Origin of the sequence: Pseudomonas sp. LS_2, from assembly GCF_042709235.1 — a bacterium.
Taxonomy (GTDB): domain Bacteria; phylum Pseudomonadota; class Gammaproteobacteria; order Pseudomonadales; family Pseudomonadaceae; genus Aquipseudomonas.
This window is the reverse complement of the sequence record NZ_JAVAYC010000002.1, coordinates 32,063-56,683: the sequence shown is the minus strand read 5'-3', so window position 1 is coordinate 56,683 and position 24,621 is coordinate 32,063. Positions and strand designations below refer to the sequence as shown.

The following is a 24,621-nucleotide window of genomic DNA, read 5'->3' as shown; positions in this document are numbered from 1 at the left end:
CGCCAGCTTCAAGGCACTGTTCAGTGCGCTGACCCCCTCGTTGAGCCAGCAGGAAACCAAGGCCGCCTGAGCAAAACGGCAATAGACGAAAGCCCGCATCGTTTCATGCGGGCTTTCTTGTTGACCTGTACCCGCGAAGAGGCCAGCACAGGTGATACAACAACTCCAGACGAAAAAAAGGGGCGCCGACCAAGCGCCCCACAAGCCGTGCAGCACACAACGAATTCACATCACTCCAGCAGCGCCATGGCCTCCGCGCTGCAGGCCTCGATCCGGCCCCAGTCGCCGTTCTTGATCCAGCCGCTGTCCAGCATCCAGGTGCCCCCCACGCACATCACATTGGGCAAGGCCATGTAGTTGCGCACGTTGGCCGGGTTGACCCCGCCGGTTGGGCAGAAGCGCAGATCGCCGAACGGGCCGGCAAAGGCCTTGATCGCCGCCACGCCGCCGCTGATCTCGGCAGGGAACAACTTGAAGCGGCGGTAGCCCAGGGCATAGCCCATCATGATTTCCGACGGGGTGCTGATACCCGGCAGCAGTGGGATATCGCTCTGCACGCCCGCTTCGAGGATTTCCCGGGTGATGCCCGGGGTCACCACGAACTGCGCGCCGGCCGCCTCGACCGCTGCGAACATCGCAGGGTCCAGCACGGTGCCGGCGCCGACGCACAGCTCCGGGCGCTGCGCGCGCAGCACCTGGATGGCCTTCAGGCCGTGCGCCGAACGCAGGGTCACCTCAAGGGTGCGGATGCCGCCAGCGGCCAGCGCATCGGCCAGGGGCAGGATGTCTTCCTCACGGGCGATGGTGATCACCGGCAGGATGCGCGCCTTGTCGCAGATCGCGTCGATGCGGGCAACTTTCTCGGCCATCGAGAGCAAAGGTTGTGGGCGTTCAAGGGTGGTCATGACTGTGGATCCTTGGCTCATGGGCACCAGTAGATGTCCAGGGGGTCGTGAAGAAAGGCGCGAATCGGCATTTCGGCCAGGTCGTGACCGGCCAGCGCGGCGCGCAGGGTAGCGAGTTTGCCCGAGCCTTGCACCGCCAGGGCGATGAAGCCGGCGCTGGCCAGCAGCGAACGGGTCATCGACAGGCGCTGGTGAGGCACGCTCGGCGCCAGCATCGGCAGGCAGCGGCGCGTGCCGTTCAAGTCCAGGCCCTCGGCCAGGTTGGGGCTGGCCGGGAACAGCGACGCGGTATGCCCGTCATCGCCCATGCCCAGCACCAGCACGTCGATTGGCGGCAGTTCGGCAAGGGCCAGTTCGGCAAGACTGGCAGCCTGCTCAAGGCTGGCAGCGTTGTGGTACAGACCGAGGAAACGCGCCTTGGCGGCCTCGCCCTTGAACAGGTGACGGGCCAGCAGCCCGGCGTTGCTGTCGGCGTGCTCCACCGGCACCCAGCGCTCGTCGGCCAGGCTGACAATGACCTTCGACCATTCCAGCATCTGCGCCGAAAGCTGCTCGAGGAACGGCACCGGGCTGCGCCCACCCGACAGCACCAGGCAGGCCTGGCCCTTGGCAGCAATGGCCAGGCGCAGCCGTTCGGCCACTTCGAGGGCCAGGCTCGCTGCCAAGGCCTTGCCATCCGCCAGCTGATGCGTCTTGACCACCGCCGGCAGTTGCAATTCAGATATCGCCATACCACGCCCTCCCATCACGGGTAATCAGTGCAATCGAGCTCATCGGCCCCCACGACCCTGCCGCGTAGGGCTTGGGCGCATCGCCTGCGTTCTTCCAGCCAGCGATCAGTTGGTCGCACCAGGTCCAGGCGTACTCGATCTCGTCCTTGCGCACGAACAGGTTCTGGTTGCCGCGCATCACTTCAAGCAGCAAGCGCTCGTAGGCATCCGGAATCCGCGCGCTGCGCCAGGTGTCGGAAAAATTCAGTTGCAGCGGGCCGCTGCGCAACTGCATACCTTTGTCCAAGCCCTGCTCCTTGGTCATCACCCGCAAGGAAATGCCCTCGTCCGGTTGCAAGCGGATGATCAGCTTGTTGCCGATCTGCAGGCGCTGCTCCGGGGCGAAGATATAGTGCGGTGTTTCCTTGAAGTGAATGACGATCTGCGACAGTTTTTGCGGCATGCGCTTGCCGGTACGCAGGTAGAACGGCACACCCGACCAGCGCCAGTTGCGGATGTCGGCGCGCAGGGCGACAAAGGTCTCGGTATTGCTCTGGGCATTGGAGTTTTCTTCTTCCAGGTAACCCGGCACCGGCTTGCCGTCGCTGTAGCCCGCGATGTACTGGCCACGTACCACGCGGGTACTCAGGCCCTCACCGGTGATCGGCGCCAGCGCCTTGAGCACTTTGACCTTCTCGTCGCGGATGCTGTCGGCGGAGAGGTCGCTGGGCGGGTCCATGGCGATCAGGCACAGCAGCTGCAACAGGTGGTTCTGGATCATGTCGCGCAGCTGCCCGGCCTTGTCGAAATAGCCCCAGCGGCCTTCGATGCCGACCTTCTCGGCGACGGTGATCTCCACATGGGAGATGGAGTTCTGGTTCCACTGGGTTTCGAACAGGCTGTTGGCAAAACGCAGGGCGATCAGGTTCTGCACCGTCTCCTTGCCCAGGTAGTGGTCGATTCGATAGACCCGGCTTTCGGGGAAGAACCGTGCCACGGCGTCGTTGACCCGGCGTGACGACTCAAGGTCGTGCCCGATGGGCTTCTCAAGCACCACCCTGGTGCGCTCGGCAAGGCCAGCCTTGTCGAGATTCTCGCAGATAGCGCCATACACCACCGCAGCCGTGGCGAAGTAGGCGATCAGCGGCAGGCCGTCAGCGGCCTGATCGGCCAAGGCCAGGTAGCCCTCGGGCTCGAGGAAATCCAGGTGTTGGTAGCTCAGGCGTGCGAGGAAGCGCTGCACCACTTCGGCGTCGATGTCCGCATCCGGGACGAAGCGGCGCAGTTGCGTTTCGATGTGGGCCAGGTGCTGCTCGGCGCTGCCAGGCTCGCGGGCCAGGGCCAGCAAGCGGGTGTGAGCGTGCAGCAGGCCGGCGCGGTCGAGCTGGTAAAGGGCAGGAAACAACTTGCGCAACGCCAGGTCGCCAAGGGCACCAAACAAGGCAAATGTGCAAGGTTCTACACTGATCGCGGCCATGATGTTGGTTCTTTTATTAAAGTTGCGCTAGAAATACCGTTTCCGACCACACATTTCAAGACAAATGTAGTAAAAATCACAACATTACACAGAGCTTTCACAGACGAGTGGTATGACAACACCACCGACAGTACGATAGACAACCCTGCAAAAAGCCTGCTGCCCAGGCAGCCGGTCGTCTTCCGACCCAAGGACATACCATGGACCGCGTGCGAAACCTCCTGGAACAGATCCAGGGACGCCTCGACGAGCTGAACAAGGCCGAACGCAAAGTCGCCGAAGTCATCCTGCTCAACCCGCAACAGGCCACCCGCTTCAGCATCGCCGCCCTGGCCCAGGCGGCCTCGGTCAGCGAACCGACCGTCAACCGCTTCTGCCGCTCGTTCGGCGTCAGCGGCTACCCCGAACTCAAGCTGCAACTGGCGCAAAGCCTGGCCAGCGGCGCGGCTTATGTGAGCCGCGCGGTGGAGGCCGACGACGACCCGGCGGCCTACACCCAGAAGATCTTCGCCAGCGCCATCGCCTCGCTGGACAGCGCCTGCCAGCAGATCGACCCGCAGCAGGTCAGCCGCGCCGTGGACATGATGATCCAGGCCCGGCAGATCCACTTCTTCGGCCTCGGCGCCTCGGCCCCGGTGGCGATGGACGCGCAACACAAGTTCTTCCGCTTCAACCTGGCCGTGTCGGCCCACCCCGACGTGCTGATGCAGCGCATGCTGGCCTCGGTGGCGCACACCGGCGACCTGTTCGTGATCATCTCCTACACCGGACGCACCCGCGAGCTGGTGGAGGTGGCACGCCAGGCCCGGGAAAACGGCGCCTCGGTGCTCGGCATCACCGCCGCCGACTCGCCGCTGGCCAAGGCGTGCAGCCTGAGCCTGCACCTGCCTCTGCCGGAAGACACCGACATCTATATGCCCATGACTTCGCGAATCATCCAGCTGACCGTGCTCGATGTGCTCGCCACCGGCATGACCCTGCGCCGCGGCTCGGACTTCCAACCGCACCTGCGCAAGATCAAGGAAAGCCTCAACGCCAGCCGTTACCCGGCCGAGGACAAGGACCTCAACTGAGGCGCTGGGCTTGCAGGCGCAGATGGGCACGCTGCCCCGGCGCCAGGCTCAGCCCCTCGCCGCTGCCGCTGGCAGCTTCGACACAGACGAAACCCTGGCTCTCGCGACCGCTCACCCCCATCAAGGGACGGTTGCCGGGGTGCCACACCACGGTGTCTTCGCTGTCGCCGGTGTCGATATGCAGCTCGCGCTGCCAGGCCGGGTCACGCAGCTGCACCGACGGCGTTCCTGGGTATATGCGCTGGCAGCCGCCCTGCACCATCAAGGCATCTTTCTGACGGCAAGCCTGGCGACTGAGCACGTCGTAACCTTCAACATTCTCAAGCCCAGACAGCGCTATCTTTGCCACGTCGCTAATACGCCAGTAGGCCAGCAGCGCATGGCTCAACTGGCAGGTTTCGCTGTCCTGGTGTTCGGTGCACAGCTTCAATTCCATGCTCGCGCCCAGGCGTGCATGCAGGTCGACTTGCCAGTCGCACAGTTGCAGGCGCCATTTCAGGCTCACGCCCTCGTCGTCCTCGCGGCTGTCGACCAGCTTCCAATCGAGCAGGCGTGCCCAGCCGTGAGTGGGCCACAAATCCTCGCTGGGGTGACGGCCATACCAGGGCCAGCACACCGGCACGCCGCCGCGGATCGCACCAACCTGCGGCCAGGTTTCGGCGCACCATAGCCAAGGGCGTTCGCCAGTGGGTTGGAAGTGCAGCAACTGCGCGCCTTGGCGGCTGAACACGGCCTGGCAGCGCGGGTGGTCGATGATCAGGACATCACGCTGCTGGTGTCGCTCCCACTCGAAGGTCGGCCGGGGCCGCTGCGCATTGAAGAAGCGGTGGAGCGGATGTTCGGACATGGGGCTGGGCTCGTTGTTGTCATTAAAAGTCGCGATTGGGGGAGAACCTGCGAGGTCGGCGGAGGTTTCTTCGCGGGCAAGCCCGCCCCTACAGGGCGGCGTGGACCTGTAGGAGCGGGCTTGCCCGCGAAGAAGCCACCGCCGAACCAAAGGCTTCCCCACTGTCGGCTGAACGTCAGGCCGACAGAATGGCGTAAATTTACAACAAACCGACTCAGAAGGACGACTGAATCTTCAAGCCCGCGATCAGCGCGTTGTCCACCTCGTCCACCCCACCCGGGCTCTTGATGTATTGCAGGTTCGGCCGCACGGTCAGCCAGTTGGTGACGTGGAAGCCGTAGTACAGCTCGGCGTTGTACTCGGTACGTTGCAGCGGTACGAAGCCTGGGTTGTCATAGTCGGTGATACCGCTGATGCCGTTGAGCTGCTCGGCGCGTTTCTTCACGTCATCGTTCACGTGGATACGCGCGATACCCAGGCCGATATCATCCTTGGGCCGCGAATCGAAGGCGCCCTTGTACACCATGCCTACCTGCTGGTAGTTGTCGATTACGTTGGTTTCCTTGTCATGCACGGTGAAGTTGGCGAACAGGCTCAGGCCGCGGCTGGCATCGCCGCCGTGCGCAGTGACCTGCTGCTGCGCCACCACCCACCAGCCATGCTTGCTGGAATGTGACTTGAAGCCCGATCCACTGAGCCCCTGGGGGTTGCCATTGACGTCTTCATACACGTCCTCGGCGCTGGCGGTGCTGTAGTAGTAGCCCAGGCGATACTCGCCCGGCAGGCCGTTGACCTTCGGCGACCACACCATTTCCACCGGCAGGATCGCCCCCTTGGTGCCGCTACCGCTGAGTTTGAAGCCGTTGCCGGTTTCCAGGTTCGAGGGGTTCTGCTCGAACGCGCCTACCTGCACGAAGAATTCCGGGGTGATGTTGTATTTCACCCGCAGCGCCCACTGGCTGACCGGCCAGTTGTACCAGATGCCACCCACCCAGTTGCCCACCTGCGAGCCGCAGAACGCCAGGTTCTGGAAGTCGCAAGGGAAGCTGTTGAAGTCCTCGCCTTCGCCGAAGCGGCCGAATTTCACATCCAGCGCGCCATCGAAGTACTTCTGCTTGATCCACATCTGGGTCAGACGCCAGGTCTGGCCACGGCCCCACACTTCCTGCACCGAGCTCAAGTGCCCGGCGCGCGGGTCGCTGATGCGGTCGTTGGACAAGTTGCGACCGCTACGTTCGGTGATTGCCAGCTTGAACTCGGTGTCGTTCCAACCGAGGATCTTCTCCAGGTCCAGGTGCGCCCCCAGGGCGAACTGGTGGGTGTAGCGGGCAGTCTTGTCGTCGTTGTAGCCGCCGTTCAGGTTGCCTGCGCCTTCAGCGACATAGTCGAGGGTGAAGTCGTAGCCTTTTTCGATCAGTTCGGTACGCGTGCCGCCCCAGTCACCGGTCATCCATTTCGACTCGCTGGAGAAGGCTTCCGCGGCCTGCGCACCATTGCTGCCAACCATGGCCAGCAAGGCGAACGAGCCCAGGGTTTTGAAACGTTTGCGATGGTCCATCCGTTATTTCCTCTTTTCTTGTTATCGATGGTTTGAAACTCAACGTCCCTTGAAGCGCGTCACGTTGTCCTTGTTGAACACCTGGCCTGCGCCAGACAGGTCCAGGCGCTCACCGCTGGCGGCGTCGAACAGCAGTACGCGTGCCGGATCGAACTGCAAATTGAGGCTGTCGCCGACCCGGCAGGCGACATCCGGTGCCAGACGGCAGCACACTTTGGTCTGGTTGAGGGTGACGAACACCAGCAGGTCCGGGCCGGTGGGCTCGGTGACCTGCACCTCGGCACGAATGGCAGGCAGGCCATTGCCGTCGGCAGCGCCCAGCGCGATCTGTTCCGGACGCACGCCGAGGATCACCTCGCGCCCTTCCAGCGCGTCGCTATCGACACCCAGGGGCAGTTCGCAGCGCGCCTGGCCGCTGTCGAGCAGCGCCAGCAGGCGGCCGTCCTGGCGGGTGATGCGCACGGGGATGAAGTTCATCGGTGGCGAGCCGATGAAGCTTGCGACGAACTGGTTGGCAGGGTCGTTGTAGATCTGCTGCGGGGTGCCGAACTGCTGGATGATGCCGTCCTTCATCACCGCCACCTTGTCCCCCAGGGTCATGGCCTCGATCTGGTCGTGGGTCACGTACACCGTGGTGGTCTTCAGGCGCTGGTGCATCAGTTTCATTTCCGTGCGCATTTCCACGCGCAACTTGGCGTCGAGGTTCGACAGCGGCTCGTCGAACAGGTAGATCTTCGGCCGCCGCGCCAGCGCCCGGCCCATGGCCACCCGCTGCTGCTGGCCGCCGGAAAGCTGGCCAGGCTTGCGCCCGAGCAGGTGCTCGATCTGCAGCAGCTTGGCCACCCGCGCCACTTCCTCGTCGATGGCCGACTGCGGCATCTTGCGGATCTTCAGGCCGAACTCGATGTTCTCGCGCACGCTCATGGTCGGGTACAGCGCGTAGGACTGGAACACCATGGCGATGTCGCGATCCTTCGGGCTCATGCCGGAAACATCCTGGTCATCGATCAGGATCGCCCCGCCGGTGATCTGCTCAAGGCCGGCGATGCAGTTCATCAAGGTGGACTTGCCGCAGCCCGAGGGGCCTACCAGGATCAGGAACTCACCATCCTTGATCGCCAGCTGGATGTCCTTGAGGGTGTCCGGCAGGCCAGTGCCGTAGGTCTTGTTTACATTGCGAAGTTCGAGCGTTGCCATGACTTACCCCTTGACCGCGCCGGCCGTGAGCCCGCGCACGAAATACTTGCCTGCGACCACATAGACCAGCAGGGTTGGCAGCGCGGCGATCATCGCCGCCGCCATGTCGACGTTGTATTCCTTGGCCCCGGTGCTGGTGTTGACCAGGTTGTTCAGGGCCACGGTGATCGGCTGCGAATCGCCGCTGGAGAACACCACGCCAAACAAGAAATCATTCCAGATCTGGGTGAACTGCCAGATCAGGCAAACCATGATGATCGGCGTGGACATCGGCAGAATGATGCGTCGGAAGATGGTGAAGAACCCGGCGCCATCCAGGCGCGCAGCCTTCACCAGGGCATCCGGGATGCTCACGTAGTAGTTGCGAAAGAACAGCGTGGTGAAAGCCAGGCCATAGACCACGTGCACCAGCACCAGGCCCGTAGTGGTGCTGGCCAGGCCCAGCTTGCCGAGGGTGAACGAGGCCGGCAGCAGCACGGTCTGGAACGGCAGGAAGCAGCCGAACAGCAGCAGCCCGAAGAACAGCTGCGAACCGCGGAAGCGCCACATCGACAGCACGTAGCCGTTCAGCGCACCGATGGCGGTGGAGATCAGCACTGCCGGCACGGTGATCATGATCGAGTTCCAGAAGAACCCACTGACCGTCGCCCAGGCCTTCACCCAGCCGATGGTGCTGAACACCTGCGGCCAGCTCAGCAGGTTGCCGCTGCCGATGTCTTCCGGGGTCTTGAAGCTGGTCAGCAGCATTACCACCAGCGGCACCAGGTACAGCAGCACGGCGGCCAGCAGCACCGCGTGGATGGCGATACGCCCCAGGCCCAGGCGAGGTTTGCCGATGGCGTCAGTCATGGCGCTTGCTCCTGAGCTCCGAGTACAGGTACGGCACGAGGATCGCGAGAATCGCCCCGAGCATAAGGATCGCGCTGGCCGAGCCCATGCCCATCTGGCCGCGGCTGAATGTGAAGGAATACATGAACATCGCCGGCAGGTCGGAGGAATAGCCGGGGCCGCCGGCAGTCATCGCCGCCACCAGGTCGAAGCTCTTGATGGCAATGTGCGAAAGGATCATCAACGAGCTGAAGAACACCGGGCGCAGGCTCGGCAGCACCACCGTCCAGTAGATGCGCGGCATGCTCGCACCATCGATCTGCGCGGCGCGGATGATCGACTGGTCGACCCCGCGCAAGCCGGCGAGGAACATCGCCATGATGAAGCCCGAGGCCTGCCACACGGCAGCGATCACCAGGCAGTAGACAACGCGGTCCGGGTCGATCAGCCAGTCGAAGCGAAAGCCCTCCCAGCCCCAGTCGCGCAGCAACTTGTCCAGGCCCATGCCGGGGTTGAGCAGCCATTTCCAGGCGGTGCCGGTGACGATCATCGACAGCGCCATGGGGTACAGGTAGAGGGTGCGGATCACCCCTTCGCGGCGGATGCGCTGGTCGAGGAACACTGCCAGCAGCACGCCGATCACCAGGGTAATACCGATGAAAAGCCCGCCGAACACCAGCAGGTTCTTGCTCGCCACCCACCAGCGGTCGTTGTCGAACAAACGCGCGTACTGGGCCAGGCCTGCCCACTTGTAGGTCGGCAGGAAAGTGGAGGTGGTGAACGAAAGGACGAAGGTCCACAGGATGTAGCCGTAGAAGCCCACCAGGACGATGAACATGCTCGGCGCCAGCACCAGTTTCGGCAGCCAGCGCTGTAGCGCATCCAGGGGTGAGGCCCGCAGTTGGGCGGTAGCTGTAGTCATGAAGGGGTACCCGGATGAATGAACGACACATCACCCTGTGGGAGCGGGCTTACCCGCGAAGCAGACACCGCGGTGCCTGGCACCGGCCATGCCGGTGTTCGCGGGTAAACCCGCTCCCACAGGGATCGCGCCAACCTCAGAGGTGGTTACTGAGCAGCCTTGACCGCCGCAGCCAGTTTCTTCGCCGCGTCAGCCGGGTCAGCCTTGGGGTCGTTGATGTAGTTGGTCACCACATCGAAGAACGCGCCCTGCACCGCCAGCGTGGTGGCCATGTTGTGCGCCATGCTCGGTTGCAGGCCGCCGGACTTGGCATCGGCCAGGAAGTCCTTGGCCGCGGTCTGGGCACAGCTGTCGAAGCCGTACTTGTCCATGCTGGCAAGCATGTCGTTGCGCACCGGAATCGAGCCCTTGTTGATGCTGAAGGTCTTCTGGAAGTCCTCGCCGAGCACACGCTTGGCGATGTCCTGCTGGCCCGCGGTAGTGCCTTCGTCCTTCTGCTTGAACACCGCCAGCGAGTCGATGTTGTACAGGAAGCCTTTCTCGGTGCCTGGGAACGGCACGCATTGGTAGTCCTTGCCGGCGGTCTTCTTGGCCAGGGTCCACTCGCTCTTGGCCCAGTCGCCCATGATCTGCATGCCGGCCTTGCCATTGATGACCTTGGCCGCTTCCAGATTCCAGTCCTGGCCTTTGCCGTCCGGGTCCATGTAGGTGGCGACCTTCTTCAGCTCGGTCAGCGCCTTGACCATTTCAGGGCCAGTCAGGGCCTTCTCGTCCAGTTCGACCAGCGCCTTGGTGTAGCCTTCGACGCCCATCACCGAGAGCACCAGGTTCTCGAACACGGTGCTGTCCTGCCAAGGCTGGCCACCGTGGGCCAGGGGGATGAAACCGGCTGCCTTGAGCTTGTCGGCGGCGGCGTAGAATTCGTCGAGGGTGGTCGGCGCCTTGTCGATGCCGGCCTTCGTGAACACCTCGGGGTTGATCCACAGCCAGTTGATGCGGTGGATGTTCACCGGCACCGCCACGTAGTCACCGTCGTACTTCACGGTGTCGGCGACCTTCTTGTCGAGCAGGCTGTCCCACTTCTCCTGCTTGGCCACATCCTCGAGCACCTCGCTGTCGAGCAGGCCGGTGGCGGCCCAGTCCTGGATGTCCGGGCCCTTGATCTGTGCGACACCTGGCGGGTTGCCGGCCACAGCGCGGCTTTTGAGCACGGTCATCGCCGTGGCACCACCGCCCCCGGCAACGGCGCCGTCTTTCCAGATGAAGCCGTCTTTCTCGACTTGTGCCTTGAGCACGTCGACGGCGGCCTTTTCACCACCAGAGGTCCACCAGTGCACCACCTCGACGCTGCCTTTGGAGTCGGCGGCGAAGGCGCTGAGTGGCATGAGCGAGGCGAGGGAAATAGCAGCGGCGAGACGCAGAGTGGAATTCATCGGTATACCTTTCTTGTTGTTATGCAGTGCAAGTCATTCGCTTGCGTTGCAGGAAGTCTAATCAGCGCGCAGGCCCGGCAAGTAACGAAGCGATGCGCAAATGTAAACAGTTGGTTACATTCCCCGGGCCAGTGCGCTGGCCAGGCTCGGGGCCAACGGCAAGCGCGGCAGCAGCACGGCCTGGTAGGCGTGGTAGAGGTCTGGCTTGCCGCCCCAGATGGTGGCGCTGGGCAGGTTCTGCGGGCTCAGTTCGTGGTGCCAGCTGCCTTGGGCGCGGTCAATGAAATGGGCGTCGATAAAATCCCAGAACCGTCGGTACCACTGCTCGTAGTGCGCCTGGCCGGTGCGCCGCAGCAATGCGGCAGAGGTGGCGCAGGCCTCGGCATGGACCCAGTGCAAACGCTCGCGCACCAGCGGGCGGTTATGCCAGTCCAGGGTGTAGACCAGGCCCGGCTCGCCATCGACCTGCCAGGCGTGACGGCAGGCATTATCGAACAAGCCCTGGGCCATCGGTAGCAGCCAGTCGGGAGCAGGCCGCCCTGCCTGCTGGCGCGCAGCCTCCAGGTGCAGCACCAGACGTGCCCACTCGAAGGCGTGGCCGGGCGTGGTGCCATAGGGCCGGAAGCCATCGGCCGGGTTGTCTTGGTTGTATTCCGGCAGCGCTTGCCAGTGGCTGTCGAAATGCTCGATCACGCCATAGCCGTTGGCGGCAGCGTGACCGCGCAGGATGCGCTCGACGATACGTAAAGCGCGGTCCAGCCAGCGGCTGTCGCCGGTTACGTCGGCCAGGGCGAGGAACGCCTCGGTCGCGTGCATGTTGCTGTTCGCACCGCGATAGGCCTCCGGCTGCTGCCAGTCACGAGCGAAGGATTCACGCAGCGCGCCCTCCTGCTCGCTCCAGAAATGTGTATCGAGAATCGCGATGACATCGTCGAGCAAGGCCTGCGCGCGCTCGCTGCCTGCAACCACCGCAGAGCTTGCCGCCAGCGCTACGAAGGCGTGCAGGTAGGCGGCCTTGCCGGTATCGCCCTGCCCTTCAGCGCAGGCGAACCAGCCGCCGTGAAGCCCATCGCGCAGCGGCCCACGCAACGCCGCGACACCGTGCTCGACCAGCGCCAGGCAACCCGGCACACCCTGTACATGGGCCATGGCGAAGCAGTGGGTCATGCGCGCGGTGTTCATGGTTTCGGCAATGGCACCCTCGGGCAGGCGGCCCTGGGCATCGAGGTTGCCGAAACCTGCGGGCAGCCGCGAGGCCTTGGCGAAGGCCACCAGGCGCAAGCCTTCGGCAATCAGCCAGTCGGCATGCACAGGGGCGCGGAGCCAACTGCTGGAGGGTAAATCGACGCTGTTCGTCACCTGTCCGATCCTTGCCAGGGACAGGCCCGGTGCCTGTCGTCAACGAATAGTAACCAGCCACCCTGGCCGGCATGTCACGAAGACCCGCGCGAATGTCACCGCCTTGTGACACTTGCGTTCTTCAGTGTCGGCCCTTCGCGGGCATGCCCGCGAAGAGGCCGACAGCATCAATAGATATTCCGAGGCAGGCACAAGGTCACCCGCAACCCACCCTCGCTACGGTTCAACAGGCTCACCTCACCGCCATGGCTGTGGGCGATATTGCGCGCGATGCCCAGCCCCAGCCCATACCCCTGCTGCTGCCCGGCCAGACGGAAATGCGGCTCGAACACCTGCTCCAGACGCTGCTGCGGCACTCCCGGCCCCTGGTCGTCGACCTGCAGCACAAAGGCCTCGTCACTGTCGATGATGCGCAGGTGCGCGCGCTCGCCGTACTTGATGGCGTTGTCGATCAGGTTGCCGATGCAGCGGCGCAATGCCAGGGACTTGCCCAGGTAAGGTGCCTGCGCCCGCCCCTCGACGGTGATGCGGCCATCGCCCAGGTAGGGCTCGGCCAGAATCTCCAGCACCTGGTTGAGGTCGATCGGTTCGATGTTCTCGTGGATATCGGTGTCCTTGACGCACTGCAACGCGCCTTTCACCAGCAACTCCAGCTCATCGAGGTCGCGGCTGAACTTGGCTTGCAGGCGCTCGTCCTCCAGCAGCTCAACACGCAGGCGCAAACGGGTGATCGGCGTGCGCAGGTCATGGGAGATGGCGCTGAACAGTTGCGCGCGCTCGGTGAGGTAACGGCTGATACGCTCGCGCATGGTGTTGAAGGCACGCCCTACTTCCACCACTTCGCTACCGCCCACTTCCGCCACCGGCGGCACATCCGCACCCAGCGACATCTCCCGCGCCGCTCGCGCCAGGCGCTTGAGCGGCGAGCTCTGCCAGTGCACCAGAAGGCCGATGAACAGCAACAGCAACGCGGTGGTCAGCATGATGAAGCCGAGCTGCTGGCGCGGCAGGCGCTCGGGCTCCAGCCCCGTGTAGGGCTCGGGCAGCAGCGAGGCGATGTACAGCCACTCGCCCTCGTCGAGGCGGATCTGCGTCACCAGCACCGGTGGGTTCAGAGGCTCGAGGGTCAAGGCGTAGTGCGCCCATGAACGCGGCAGCTCGTCGAGCTTCAAGCCGCTGTTGAAGATGCGCAGTTCATCGGGGCTGACGAACTCCACCGAGACTTCCATCTGCTGGCCCAGGCGCTCGTGCAACACCTGCTGGAACACGTCGATCACCGCCTGTTTGCGTGGGGTGATGGGCAGCACCTGCATGTTCAGCGGCTTTTCGTTGAGCGATACGAAGAACCGCGTGCCGCCCATGCTGCGCAACTGGTCGAGTACCATGGGCCGGTAGGCCACCGGCAGCGAGCGGAAGTAGCTGACGCTGGCGCTCATCGAATGGGCCAGGCTGCCGGCGCTGGCGCGCAGGCCCTGCAACTGGCTGGCGCGCAGTTGAGCGACCCAGATCAGGCTCGACAGTCCCTGGGCCAGCAACACCGCCAGCAGGGTGAGCAGCAGCATGCGCCCCAGCAGCGAGCGCGGCAGGAGCCGCCAGCGCCGTTCGGCGCCGCGCTCAGCCGGCAGGGCAGACATGGGCCGCCAGCAGGTAACCGCTGCCGCGCACCGTGCGGATCAAACGCGGGGGTTTGTCGGTGTCCCGCAGGCGCTGGCGCAGGCGGCTGACCGCCATGTCGACGATGCGGTCCAGCGGCATCGGCTCGCGGCCACGGGTGGCGTTGCCGATGGTGTCGCGGTCAAGGATCTGTTGCGGGTGGTCGAGAAACAGCTTGAGCAGGGCGAAATCGGCACCGGACAAGATCACCTCCTCGCCATCGCGGTGGAACAGCCGGTGGCTGACCGTGTCCAGGCGCCAGTCGTCGAAGGCCAGCACGGCGTTGCCCGGCGCACTTTGCACGAAATCGCAGCGACGCAGCAGGGCCTTGATGCGGGCCTGCAATTCACGTGGGCTGAAGGGTTTGCCCAGGTAGTCGTCGGCGCCCAACTCCAGGCCGATGACCCGGTCAGCTTCGTCGGAGCTGGCGGTCAGCATGATGATCGGCACCCGCGACTGGCGCGGGTGCTGGCGTACCCAGCGGCACAGGCTGAAGCCGTCCTCGTCGGGCAGCATCACATCCAGGATCACCAGGTCGCATGGCGCGGCATCCAGGGCCTGGCGAAAACCCTGGCCGTCGGGCTCGGCGCGCACCTGGAAGCCGGCGCGGCTCAGGTAGGTTTGCAGCAGTTCGCGGATTTCCTGGTCGTCGTCGACCATCAGGATGTTCTTGCCGGCAGTGCTCACAATGAAGTCCTTTTGTCGGTGCGAGTCTTCATGCTCGCTGTGCCGTTGTATCGGCGGCGAGGCCTCCGCGGGCTTGCCTGCGAAGGCCTCGCCGCCAAACTCAGTGATCCAGCGCCTGCTGCAAGGCTACCCCGGCCCCCAGTAACCCAGAAAACTCTGCGGTCACCAGCCACACCGGCACCCCAGGGAAATAACCGCTCATGCAGCCCTTGTCGGCAAAGCTGGCGGCAAAGCCGCTGCGCAGGAACAATTCGGCGAAGCGCGGTACCACGCCGCCGACGATGTACACGCCGCCCCGTGCGCCCAGCGTCAGTACGTTGTTGCCAGCCACACGCCCGAGGAAGCGCGAGAACTGTTCGATCACCGCCTGCGCCCGAGGTTCGCCGCCCAGCGCAGCGTCGGTGACCTGCGCGGGGGTCTTGTGCCGGGGCACGTCGCCATCCAGCGCACAGAGCGCCTGGTACAGGCGCAGCAGCCCGCCGCCGCTGAGCACAGTCTCGGCGCTGACATGGCCGATCTGGCTGTGGATCTGCTGATGGATCGCCGCCTCGCGGGTGTTGCCTACCGGCAGGTCGACATGCCCGCCCTCGCCCGGCAGCGCCATCCAGTGCCGCTCACCGAGGTTCAGCAAGGTGCCGACGCCAAGGCCGGTGCCCGCGCCAATCACCAGGGCCGGGCGCGTCGGGTCGGCTTGGCCGGGGCACACTTCGACGAATTCGCCGGGTTTGAGGCGGGTCATGCCAAGGGCCATGGCGGAAAAGTCGTTGATCAGCATCAGGCGCTCGACTTGCAGCACCTCGCAGAACGCCATGCGGCTCAACCGCCAATGGTTGTTGGTAAAGCGAAATTCATCGCCAGCGACCGGCCCGGCCACCGACAGGCACACATCCGACACCCCGCCACGGGCAATTCCCTGCTCGTCCAGGTACGCCTCGATGGCCTGTTCGGGGCTGGAATAGTCGGCCGTGGCCAACACCTGCACCGCATGCAGGTCATTGTCGCGCCACAAGGCGAAGCGGGCATTGGTGCCGCCGATGTCGCCGACCAGCAAGGCTTTCATTTGAAGCTCTCCAGGGCAGAAGTGAAGGCGCTGGCGCCCTGCTCCGCCGAGCTGAACGCGATGCGCATGAAGCCGAACAGCTCGCGGCCACAGCCCAGGTCGTTGCCCTGGGGGGCCGCTGGCAGGTCGCGGCTGGCCAACTCCTCGGCCGACACCATGACTCGCAACGTACCTTCGACACCATCGACGCGCACGATATCACCGTCGCGCACCTTTGCCAGCGGCCCCCCGACATAAGCCTCGGGGCATACATGGATGGCCGCCGGCACCTTGCCCGACGCGCCGGACATACGCCCATCGGTCACCAGCGCCACTTTGTAGCCGCGATCCTGCAATACGCCGAGGAACGGCGTCAGCTTGTGCAGCTCGGGCATGCCGTTGCAGCGTGGGCCCTGGAAGCGCACCACGGCGACGAAATCGCGCTCCAGCTCGCCGGCCTTGAAGGCATCGGCCAGCGACTGCTGGTCGTGGAAGATCCGCGCGGGCGCCTCCACCACCTGGTGCTCCGGCGCCACCGCCGAGACCTTCATCACCCCACGCCCCAGGTTGCCTTCCATCACCCGCAACCCGCCCTCGGCGGAGAATGGCCGGGCCACGGGGCGCAGGATGTTTTCATCCAGGCTGTGCTGCGGGCCGTCGCGCCATACCAACTTGCCGTCGTCGAGGAACGGCTCTTGGGTATAGCGGCGCAGACCGTAACCGGCCACGGTGTTGACGTCTTCGTGCATCAGGCCGGCGTCGAGCAGTTCGCGGATCAGGAACGCCATGCCGCCGGCGGCCTGGAAGTGATTGATGTCGGCCTTGCCATTGGGGTAGACGTGGGACAGGGTCGGAACAACCTCGGAGAGGTCGGCCATGTCCTGCCAGGTCAGCTGGATACCCGCCGCCTGAGCGATGGCCGGGATGTGCAGGGTATGGTTGGTCGAGCCGCCGGTGGCATGCAGGGCGACGATGGAATTGACCAGCGCCTTCTCGTCGACGATTTCGCCCAGGGGCATGAAGTTGCCATTGGCCTTGGTCAGGCGGGTGACCTGCTGCGCAGCCTCGACGGTCAGGGCATCGCGCAGCGGCGTGTAAGGGTTGACGAACGAGGCGCCCGGCAGGTGCAGGCCCATCACTTCCATCACCAGCTGGTTGGTGTTGGCGGTGCCATAGAAGGTGCAGGTGCCGGGGCTGTGGTAGGACTTCATCTCCGACTCCAGCAACTCCTCGCGGCTGGCCTTGCCCTCGGCGTAGCGCTGGCGCACGTCGGCCTTTTCCTTGTTGGAAATGCCCGAAGGCATCGGCCCGCCGGGCACGAACACGGTCGGCAAATGGCCAAAGCGCAGTGCGCCCATCATCAGGCCCGGCACGATCTTGTCGCAGATGCCCAGCATGAGCGCTGCATCGAACATGTTGTGCGACAGGGCAATGGCGGTGGACATGGCGATCACTTCGCGGCTGGCGATGGCCAGCTCCATGCCCGGCTCGCCCTGGGTGACGCCGTCGCACATGGCCGGCACGCCCCCCGCGAACTGGCCTACCGAGCCGATCTCGCGCAGGGCCTGTTTGATCTGTTCGGGGAAGTGCTGGTAGGGCTGGTGCGCCGACAGCATGTCGTTGTAGGCCGAGACGATGGCCACGTTGGCAGCGTTCATCAGCTTGAGGTTCTGCTTGTCCTGGCTACCGCAACCGGCCACGCCATGGGCGAAGTTGGCGCATTGCAGGCTGGCGCGCATGGGTCCGTCACTGGCCGCGCCGCGAATGAGCTGCAGGTAGCGTTCACGGGTCGGGCGGCTGCGTTCGATCAGCCGTTGGGTGACCTCAAGGATGCGCGGGTGCATGTACGGAACTCCAGGCTAGCGGTAAGGGTGGTGTGCCAATGAGCATTTTCCCTCCACGCGATTGCCACCTAGGCTCATGAAACAGGCCGCCTGGCGGGTCGTTGGAGCGCTTCGCTCGACCACTCGTTGTAGGTTTAACAAAATACTGCCACTAAAAACGCTTGTTTTCTATCCAAGAGTGAATAATCTTGTAATTCCAATAACAAAACCGTTTCAGTGAAGCCACTCTTTGTGCCACAGGCTTCACCCCGACTGCCAGAGGTAATGTCATGACCCTTCGCATCGCCATCAATGGATTCGGCCGCATCGGGCGCAATGTACTGCGCGCACTTTATACCCAAGGCTACCGCCAGGACTTGCAGGTCGTCGCCATCAACGACTTGGGCGACAGCGCAATGAACGCCCACCTGCTCAAGTTCGACAGCGTGCACGGCACTTTCGACGCCACCGTCGAGGCCGATCACGAAAGCCTGACGGTCAATGGCGACCGCATCGCCGTCAGCGCCATCCGCAACCCCGCCGAACTGCCGTGGAAGGCCTTGGCCATCGACGTGGTGTTCGAATGCACCGGGCTGTTCACCGAACGTGCCAAGGCGTCCGCGCACTTGAGCGCCGGGGCGGGGAAGGTAATCATTTCGGCACCGGCCAAGGGTGCCGATGCCACCGTGGTGTACGGGGTCAACCACGATGTGTTGCGCAGCTCGCACCAGATCATCTCCAACGCCTCGTGCACCACCAACTGCCTGGCGCCGATCGCCCAGGTACTGCACCGCGAGTTCGGCATCGAGCAAGGGCTGATGACCACCATCCATGCCTACACCAACGACCAGGTGCTCACCGACGTCTACCACAGCGACCCCTACCGCGCCCGCTCCGCGACCCAGTCGATGATTCCCAGCAAGACCGGCGCCGCCGAGGCCGTCGGCCTGGTGCTGCCGGAGCTGGCCGGCAAGCTCACCGGCATGGCCGTACGGGTGCCGGTGATCAACGTGTCGCTGGTGGACCTGACCGTCAACCTCAAGCGCGAGACCAGCAGCGACGAGGTCAACCAACTGTTCCTCGAAGCCAGCCGCCACTCCCGGGTACTGGGTTACAACGCCCTGCCGCTGGTATCGTGCGACTTCAACCACAACCCGCTGTCGTCGATCTTCGACGCCAACCACACCCGCGCCAACGGGCGCATGCTCAAGGTGCTGGCCTGGTACGACAATGAGTGGGGCTTCTCCAACCGCATGCTGGATAACTGCCTGGCGCTGTGCAGCGCACGCTAGAGGTTGGCGGCCAGTGCAGCCTTTTCGCAGGTAAAACGCTCCCACAAGCGCTGCACTGTCCTTTAGAGCAGCGCAGCAGCGACAGGAGCAGGCTTGCCTGCGAAGAGGCCGGTGCAGACGACACAAAGCTTTACCTGTTCATGACATTTCTGCCCTTGACCTGAAGCATGGATGATAAGCATTATCATTCACCCTCTCGTCGGCCAGGTTTCCCCGTGAGTCAGTCCCGCTTCAACTCAGTCTTTCTCACCCAGCGCCTCACCCTGCTGCGCACGCTGCAGCGCATGGTGGGCAACCCCAGTACAGCGGAAGACCTGCTGCAGGAAACCTATCTTCGGGTTACCCGCGCCTTGGGTGAACGCCCCATCGAACACCTCGAACCGTTCGTCTTCCAGACCGCACGCAACCTGGCCCTCGACCACCTGCGTGCACGCCGGGTGCAGGCCCGCACGCTGGTCGACGACGTGCCTGATGAAGTGCTGCACAACGTCGCCGCGCCCTTGGGCAACAGCGAGGACGCCGCCCATGCCGAGCAACTGCTCAAGCACCTGAGCCTCAGCCTTTCCCAGCTCACCGCACGCCAGCAGCGCATCTTCATTCTCAGCCGCCTGCATGGCGCCAGCTACCTGGAGATCGCCGAGCAGTTGCAGGTGTCCGCCAGCACCGTGCAGAAAGAGCTGAAACTGATCATGGCCATCTGCATGGGCGTGGCCGAGCGCCTGAAGTGAACAGCGACCGCTCGCCGCCTGGAAACGGCAAGGCCCTTGCCATGGCGCAACACAGCCACGATCATCTGCACCAAACATCCTGCAAGGACTCTTCGTGACCGATCGCGCCTCCCCTTCTGCGCCGCCTGCCGAGGCTGATGCCCGCGCCCGCGCCCTGGAAGAGGCGCAGGACTGGTTGATTCGCCTGCAATGTGCCAGCGAAGCCGACACCTCGGCCTTCGAGGCCTGGCTGGGCGCCAACGCGCTCAATGCCCAGGCCTATGTCGAAGTCGAGGCGCTGTGGAACGGCAACGCCCTGCATCAGGCCGCAGGGCAATTGCACCAGCAACGGCGACGCTCGGTCGGCGGCCGCCTGCGCCGCCACTGGAAACCCCTGGCCACCGCCGCCGTGCTGCTGGTGGGGCTGTTCACCTTCGGCAACCTGCCCGTGCGCCTGCAAGCCGACCATTTGACCGTGGTCGGCGAACGCCAGCGCCTGCAACTGGACGACGGCGCCAAGGTGCTGCTCAACACCAACTCCGCCTTCGCCAGCGACCTGCGCGAAGGCCGCCAGGTTGCCCGCCTGCTGCAGGGCGAGGCGTTCTTCGAAGTACCCGGCGGCAGCCAGCAGCCGTTGGAAGTACAGGCCGGGCCACTGCGCGCGCAGGTGCGCGATACCAACTTCGCCGTGCGCTACCTCGATGGCCAGGCCCAGGTGCGGGTGCAGCGGGGCGACGTCGACCTGCAAGGCAACAGCGACCAGCGTATTCGCCTGAGTGCCGGCGACAGCATCAGCGTCGGGCCAGAGGGTTTCGGCCAGCGCCAACGCGCCGACCTGCACAAGGAACTGGCCTGGATCGAAGGACGCCTGGTGTTCGAGAACTGTCCGCTGAGCCAGGTGCTCGACGAACTGCGCCGCTACTACCCTGGCTGGATCATCAACCGCAACGAACGCCTCGAACAGGTGGCGGTGACCGGCAACTACCGCCTCGACCAGCCGCTGGAAACCCTGCGGGCGCTGGCGCACATCACCTCGGCGCAGTTGCAGGAGTTCCCCGCCGTGGTAATTCTCAACTAGCTGCGAACTTTTTTTACGCGATCCCTGGAGCCCGTCCGTCTCGTTATAGCCAATGCAACTGATTCTTGTTTGAAAACGAGAACAGTCATCACCTATAACAGTTCGCGCGACAGGGAGCGCTTTCGATGTCCACAGGTCCAACCCGCCCGTCACCCTCCTCCCGCCGCATGGGCCAGCTCTCGCTGCTGACCCTGGCCTTGCTGGCCAGCGGCAGCCTAAGCCTGCCGGCCCTGGCGGCTGAACCGGCCCAGGCCAGCAGCCCGCGCATGGGCGACTATCGCTTCGCCATCGCCCAGCAGCCACTGGTTTCGGCGATCAACGCATTCACCGAGGTGACCGGATGGCAGGTGGGCTTCTCTGCGCAGCTGGCCGACGGCATCGCCTCGCCTGGCGTGCAAGGCTCGTTCGCCCCCGAGGTCGCGCTGCAACGCCTGCTCGAGGGCACCGGCCTGGGCTACCGCAAGATCGGCAACGGCAACGTGGTGCTGGAGCGTCAATCCTCGGGTAACGCCATCGCCCTGCAACAGGTGACCATCAGCGCCACCCGCAGCGCCCAGGACGTCAACCGGGTGCCCAGCACCGTCAGCGTGCAGACCCGCGAACAGCTGGACCGCCAGAACGTCAACGACATCAAGGACCTGGTGCGCTACGAACCGGGGGTGTCGGTCGGCGGCGTTGGCCAGCGCAGTGGCCTGAACGGCTACAACATCCGGGGTATCGATGGCGAGCGCATCCTCACCCAGGTCGACGGCGTGTCGATTCCCGACAGTTTCTTCTACGGCCCCTACGCCCAGACCCAGCGCAACTATGTCGACCCGGAAATCGTCAAGCGCGTGGAGATTCTGCGTGGCCCAGCCTCGGTGTTGTATGGCAGCAATGCGATCGGCGGCGCGGTGAGCTACTACACCCTAGACCCCGAGGACATCATCAAGCCCGGCAAGGATGTTGGAGCCCGCCTGAAGACCGGCTACAGCTCGGCCGACGAGAGCTGGCTGAACTCCGCCACCGTCGCTGGCCGCCAGGGCGACTTCGACGGCCTGCTGCACCTGAGCCAGCGCAACGGCCACGAGACCGAGTCCTACGGCGAGCATGGCGGCAGCGGTCTGGCACGCACCAAGGCCAACCCGGAAGACGTACGCACCACCAACGTGCTGGCCAAGCTTGGCTGGAACTACGCCGACGACGCACGCCTGGGGTTCACCTACGAGCGCTACAAGGATGACCGCGACCAGAACATCCTCAGCGCTGTCGGCGGCCCGTTCGGCAACGGCGTGGGCGTGGGCATGTACCGCAGCCGCACCGGCAACGACACGGTCACCCGCGAACGCTTCGGCATCAACCACGACTTCGGTCTCGACAGCCTGGTGGCCGACCACGTGAAGTGGAGCCTGAACTACCAGATCGCCAAGACCGACCAGGAAACCGAGGAAGTCTACTTCCCCTTCAGCCGCACCGTGCTACGCACCCGCGACACCACCTACAAGGACCGCCAGTGGGTCTTCGACGGCCAGCTGGAAAAGGCCTTCAGCCTCGGCGAGACCGAGCACCTGCTGACCTACGGCACCACCCTCAAGCATGAGAAAGTCACCGGTTCGCGCAGCGGCACCGGCACCTGCCTGCGCGTGGGCGGCTCATGCCTGAGCGTCGGCCAAAACAGCCCGGCCGACGGCCAGGTGCTGGTCAGCGACTTCCCGGACCCGACCATCGACACCTACAGCGTGTTCGCCCAGGACGAGATCCGCTGGAACAACTGGACCTTCCTGCCCGGCGCTCGCTACGACTACACGCGCATGGAGCCGAAGATGACCGCCGAGTTCCTGCGCGGTATCCAGGGCACTGGCACCTCGCCCACCGACGTCGATGACTCGACCAAGAACTGGCACCGCGTCTCGCCCAAATTCGGCGTGACCTATGCCTTCAACGACAACTACACCTGGTACGGCCAGTACGCCGAAGGCTTCCGCACCCCGACCGCCAAGGCCATGTACGGGCGCTTCGACAACCCGGGTGCAGGCTACCGCGTCGAGCCGAACCCGAACCTGGAACCGGAAAAGAGCAAGAGCTACGAGACGGGCCTGCGCGGCAACTTCGAGGCCGGCAACTTCGACGTGGCGGTGTTCTACAACAAGTACCGCGACTTCATCAACGAAGACGCCGTGCAGTCGGCCAACCTGGGCTCGACCTTCCAGGCCAACAACATCAAGCACGCCACCATCAAGGGCGCCGAGTTCAAGGGCCGCCTGAACCTGGACCACTTCGGCGCGCCGCAAGGCCTGTATACCCAGGGCTCGCTGGCCTATGCCCACGGGCGCAACGACGACAACGGCCAGCCGCTGAACAGTGTCAACCCGCTGACCGCGGTGGTGGGCCTGGGCTATGAGCAGCAGCACTACGGCGGCCTGCTGAGCTGGACCCTGGTTAAGCGCAAGAACCGTGTCGACGACACCACCTTCTTCGCCCCCGACGGCACCAGCAAGCAGTTCCGCACGCCAGGCTACGGCGTGCTGGACCTGACCGGCTTCTACAAGGTCACCGACGACGTCACCGTCAATGCCGGGCTGTACAACCTGACCGACAAGAAGTACTGGCAGTGGGATGACGTGCGTGGCTACGACGGCCTGGGCGAAGCCGGCGTGACCCAGCCGGCCAACCTCGACCGCCTGACCATGCCGGGGCGTAACTTCGCCATCAATGTGGTGTGGGATATCTGATCCGACACCGCGTCGCCCTTTTCGCGGGCAAACCCGCTCCCACAAGTACAGCATCGCCCACCAGGGCTGCGCAGAACCTGTGGGAGCGGGTTACCCGCGAAGAGGGCTCCTCGATTCCCGATAACCCAAACACAAATGCATCCCCCTCCCAGGTGAGGTTTTTTTACTGTCCTGCGTCTTCTCCTTCGTCTTGTCACTAGACACCTCATTTCCCAAGGATGTACCCATGACCCGCGAATCCTCCGAGCGCCCCGCCCTGCGCTCGCAACGCCTGAACCAGGTGACCCACGCGCCGCACACCGAGCTCGACGCCCTGGTCAAGTCCCACGCCCCGTTCGACAACCGCGAGAACTTCGCCCGCTTCGTCGTCGCCCAGTACCTGTTCCAGTCCGAACTGCAGGCCCTGTACAGCGACCCACAGCTGATCGCCATCGTCCCTGACTTGGCTGCCCGCTGCCGCGCCGAACAAGCCCGCCTGGACCTCGCCGACCTGAACACCGAAGTGCCCGGCCCGGTCGCAGGTGCCCTGGGCAAGCCGAGCCTGGGCGAAGCGCTGGGCTGGATCTTCGTCTCCGAAGGCTCCAAACTGGGCGCCGCGTTTCTGATCAAGCGCGCCGTGGCCCTGGAGCTGTCCGACAGTTTCGGTGCCCGTCACCTGGGCGAGCCGGAAGGTGGCCGTGCACAAGGCTGGAAGGAATTCACCCGAATTCTCGACGCCCTTGAGCTCTCGCCTGAAGAAGACGCTGCTGCCGAGCGTGGCGCGGTCGCCGCCTTCGAGCGCTTCACCGAGCTGCTCAAGCACGCCTACGCAGCCGACACCGCGCTGGCCTGAGACGCACCTGCCGGCCACCAGCCAGGTGGCCGGAACGTTTTGCAGTGAGACCATGACCCCAGTCGCCCGCTCCCGCATTGCCCGCCTGCTGTATGCGATCCTGGCCTACGTCAGCCTCGGCATCGGCCTGGTCGCCATCGTCATTCCCGGGCTGCCGACCACCGAGTTCATCCTGCTCGCCGCCTGGGCCGCCACGCGCAGCTCGCCACGCCTGTCAGCCTGGCTGGAAAACCACCGGCTGTTCGGGCCGATCCTGTACAACTGGCGCAACGGCAAGGTGATCCAGCGCCGTGCGAAAATCAGCGCGACCGTCAGCATGTTGCTGTGCGCAGGCCTGATGCTGACCTTCCTCGAACACCACTGGCCGGTGTACCTGGCCATTGCCGGCATGACCCTGGGCAACCTGTGGATCTGGTCACGTCCCGAGCACCCCGCCCCGCCATGTTCCGCCAGGATGCAACCCTGAGGGATTTGCGTCCTGGCGTCAGAT

Annotated in this window: 21 protein-coding genes; 7 read left to right on the top strand and 14 right to left on the bottom strand. The window is 64.4% G+C overall.

All coding sequences use genetic code 11. The annotated features are described in order from the left end of the window. Positions 1 to 230: 230 nt before the first annotated feature. Genes RAC97_RS02050 through zwf form a run of 3 tightly spaced genes read right to left on the bottom strand, consistent with a single transcriptional unit; the run spans position 231 to position 3,092 of the window. A complete protein-coding gene (locus RAC97_RS02050) occupies positions 231 to 905 on the bottom strand; it encodes a bifunctional 4-hydroxy-2-oxoglutarate aldolase/2-dehydro-3-deoxy-phosphogluconate aldolase (protein ID WP_375100445.1) in 675 nt (224 codons plus the stop codon). 17 nt (positions 906 to 922) lie between these two features. Further along, the gene (gene pgl, locus RAC97_RS02045) at positions 923 to 1,636 is read right to left on the bottom strand and encodes a 6-phosphogluconolactonase (protein ID WP_375100446.1); all 714 of its coding nucleotides are present in this window, start codon (positions 1,634 to 1,636) and stop codon (positions 923 to 925) included. Continuing rightward, positions 1,623 to 3,092 (bottom strand): glucose-6-phosphate dehydrogenase, encoded by a 1,470-nt coding sequence (gene zwf / locus RAC97_RS02040; RefSeq protein WP_375100447.1) that lies wholly within the window; start codon positions 3,090 to 3,092, stop codon positions 1,623 to 1,625. The genes pgl and zwf overlap by 14 nt, the downstream gene beginning before the upstream one ends. A 209-nt stretch (positions 3,093 to 3,301) precedes the next feature. On the opposite strand from zwf, the gene hexR reads away from it, so the two are divergent. Beyond that, complete coding sequence (gene hexR, locus RAC97_RS02035; RefSeq protein WP_375100489.1) at positions 3,302 to 4,165, top strand: DNA-binding transcriptional regulator HexR; 864 nt, start codon at positions 3,302 to 3,304, stop codon at positions 4,163 to 4,165. Here hexR and RAC97_RS02030 read toward each other — a convergent pair. From RAC97_RS02030 to edd, 11 genes are all read right to left on the bottom strand, one after another. Beyond that, on the bottom strand, positions 4,158 to 5,012 hold the full coding sequence (locus RAC97_RS02030) for a D-hexose-6-phosphate mutarotase (RefSeq protein ID WP_375100448.1): 855 nt from the start codon (positions 5,010 to 5,012) through the stop codon (positions 4,158 to 4,160). The genes hexR and RAC97_RS02030 overlap by 8 nt on opposite strands. 214 nt (positions 5,013 to 5,226) lie before the next feature. Next, positions 5,227 to 6,519 carry a carbohydrate porin gene (locus RAC97_RS02025; RefSeq protein ID WP_375100490.1) on the bottom strand — a complete coding sequence of 431 codons (1,293 nt, stop codon included), beginning with the start codon at positions 6,517 to 6,519 and terminating at the stop codon, positions 5,227 to 5,229. Between the two features lie 90 nt (positions 6,520 to 6,609). Continuing rightward, on the bottom strand, positions 6,610 to 7,767 hold the full coding sequence (locus RAC97_RS02020) for an ABC transporter ATP-binding protein (protein WP_375100449.1): 1,158 nt from the start codon (positions 7,765 to 7,767) through the stop codon (positions 6,610 to 6,612). 3 nt (positions 7,768 to 7,770) lie between these two features. Then, a complete protein-coding gene (locus RAC97_RS02015; protein WP_375100450.1) occupies positions 7,771 to 8,616 on the bottom strand; it encodes a carbohydrate ABC transporter permease in 846 nt (281 codons plus the stop codon). After that, positions 8,609 to 9,517 carry a carbohydrate ABC transporter permease gene (locus RAC97_RS02010; protein ID WP_375100451.1) on the bottom strand — a complete coding sequence of 303 codons (909 nt, stop codon included), beginning with the start codon at positions 9,515 to 9,517 and terminating at the stop codon, positions 8,609 to 8,611. The genes RAC97_RS02015 and RAC97_RS02010 overlap by 8 nt, the downstream gene beginning before the upstream one ends. 146 nt (positions 9,518 to 9,663) lie before the next feature. Next, positions 9,664 to 10,950 carry an ABC transporter substrate-binding protein gene (locus tag RAC97_RS02005; protein WP_375100452.1) on the bottom strand — a complete coding sequence of 429 codons (1,287 nt, stop codon included), beginning with the start codon at positions 10,948 to 10,950 and terminating at the stop codon, positions 9,664 to 9,666. A 114-nt stretch (positions 10,951 to 11,064) separates the two neighbouring features. Then, positions 11,065 to 12,309 (bottom strand): AGE family epimerase/isomerase, encoded by a 1,245-nt coding sequence (locus tag RAC97_RS02000; RefSeq protein ID WP_375100453.1) that lies wholly within the window; start codon positions 12,307 to 12,309, stop codon positions 11,065 to 11,067. Between the two features lie 167 nt (positions 12,310 to 12,476). Beyond that, on the bottom strand, positions 12,477 to 13,943 hold the full coding sequence (locus RAC97_RS01995) for an ATP-binding protein (protein WP_375100454.1): 1,467 nt from the start codon (positions 13,941 to 13,943) through the stop codon (positions 12,477 to 12,479). Continuing rightward, the gene (locus tag RAC97_RS01990; RefSeq protein ID WP_375100491.1) at positions 13,924 to 14,622 is read right to left on the bottom strand and encodes a response regulator; all 699 of its coding nucleotides are present in this window, start codon (positions 14,620 to 14,622) and stop codon (positions 13,924 to 13,926) included. Before RAC97_RS01990 ends, RAC97_RS01995 begins: the two co-directional genes overlap by 20 nt. 127 nt (positions 14,623 to 14,749) lie before the next feature. Further along, on the bottom strand, positions 14,750 to 15,709 hold the full coding sequence (locus tag RAC97_RS01985; RefSeq protein ID WP_375100455.1) for a glucokinase: 960 nt from the start codon (positions 15,707 to 15,709) through the stop codon (positions 14,750 to 14,752). Next, the gene (gene edd, locus RAC97_RS01980) at positions 15,706 to 17,532 is read right to left on the bottom strand and encodes a phosphogluconate dehydratase (protein WP_375100456.1); all 1,827 of its coding nucleotides are present in this window, start codon (positions 17,530 to 17,532) and stop codon (positions 15,706 to 15,708) included. The genes RAC97_RS01985 and edd overlap by 4 nt, the downstream gene beginning before the upstream one ends. Before the next feature lie 269 nt (positions 17,533 to 17,801). Here edd and gap point away from each other — a divergent pair, with 269 nt between their 5' ends. The 6 genes from gap to RAC97_RS01950 all read left to right on the top strand — a co-directional run bounded on the left by gap (position 17,802) and on the right by RAC97_RS01950 (position 24,597). Beyond that, positions 17,802 to 18,803 carry a type I glyceraldehyde-3-phosphate dehydrogenase gene (gap, locus tag RAC97_RS01975; RefSeq protein ID WP_375100457.1) on the top strand — a complete coding sequence of 334 codons (1,002 nt, stop codon included), beginning with the start codon at positions 17,802 to 17,804 and terminating at the stop codon, positions 18,801 to 18,803. 215 nt (positions 18,804 to 19,018) lie between these two features. Next, the gene (locus tag RAC97_RS01970; RefSeq protein WP_375100458.1) at positions 19,019 to 19,531 is read left to right on the top strand and encodes an RNA polymerase sigma factor; all 513 of its coding nucleotides are present in this window, start codon (positions 19,019 to 19,021) and stop codon (positions 19,529 to 19,531) included. A gap of 94 nt (positions 19,532 to 19,625) precedes the next feature. Beyond that, positions 19,626 to 20,588 (top strand): FecR domain-containing protein, encoded by a 963-nt coding sequence (locus RAC97_RS01965; protein WP_375100459.1) that lies wholly within the window; start codon positions 19,626 to 19,628, stop codon positions 20,586 to 20,588. 125 nt (positions 20,589 to 20,713) lie between these two features. Beyond that, positions 20,714 to 23,299: a TonB-dependent receptor gene (locus tag RAC97_RS01960; protein ID WP_375100460.1), complete on the top strand. Its 2,586-nt coding sequence runs from the start codon at positions 20,714 to 20,716 to the stop codon at positions 23,297 to 23,299. Positions 23,300 to 23,525: 226 nt separating this feature from the next. After that, the gene (locus tag RAC97_RS01955) at positions 23,526 to 24,131 is read left to right on the top strand and encodes a biliverdin-producing heme oxygenase (RefSeq protein ID WP_375100461.1); all 606 of its coding nucleotides are present in this window, start codon (positions 23,526 to 23,528) and stop codon (positions 24,129 to 24,131) included. 52 nt (positions 24,132 to 24,183) lie between these two features. After that, a complete protein-coding gene (locus RAC97_RS01950) occupies positions 24,184 to 24,597 on the top strand; it encodes a YbaN family protein (protein WP_375100462.1) in 414 nt (137 codons plus the stop codon). Positions 24,598 to 24,621: the final 24 nt, after the last annotated feature.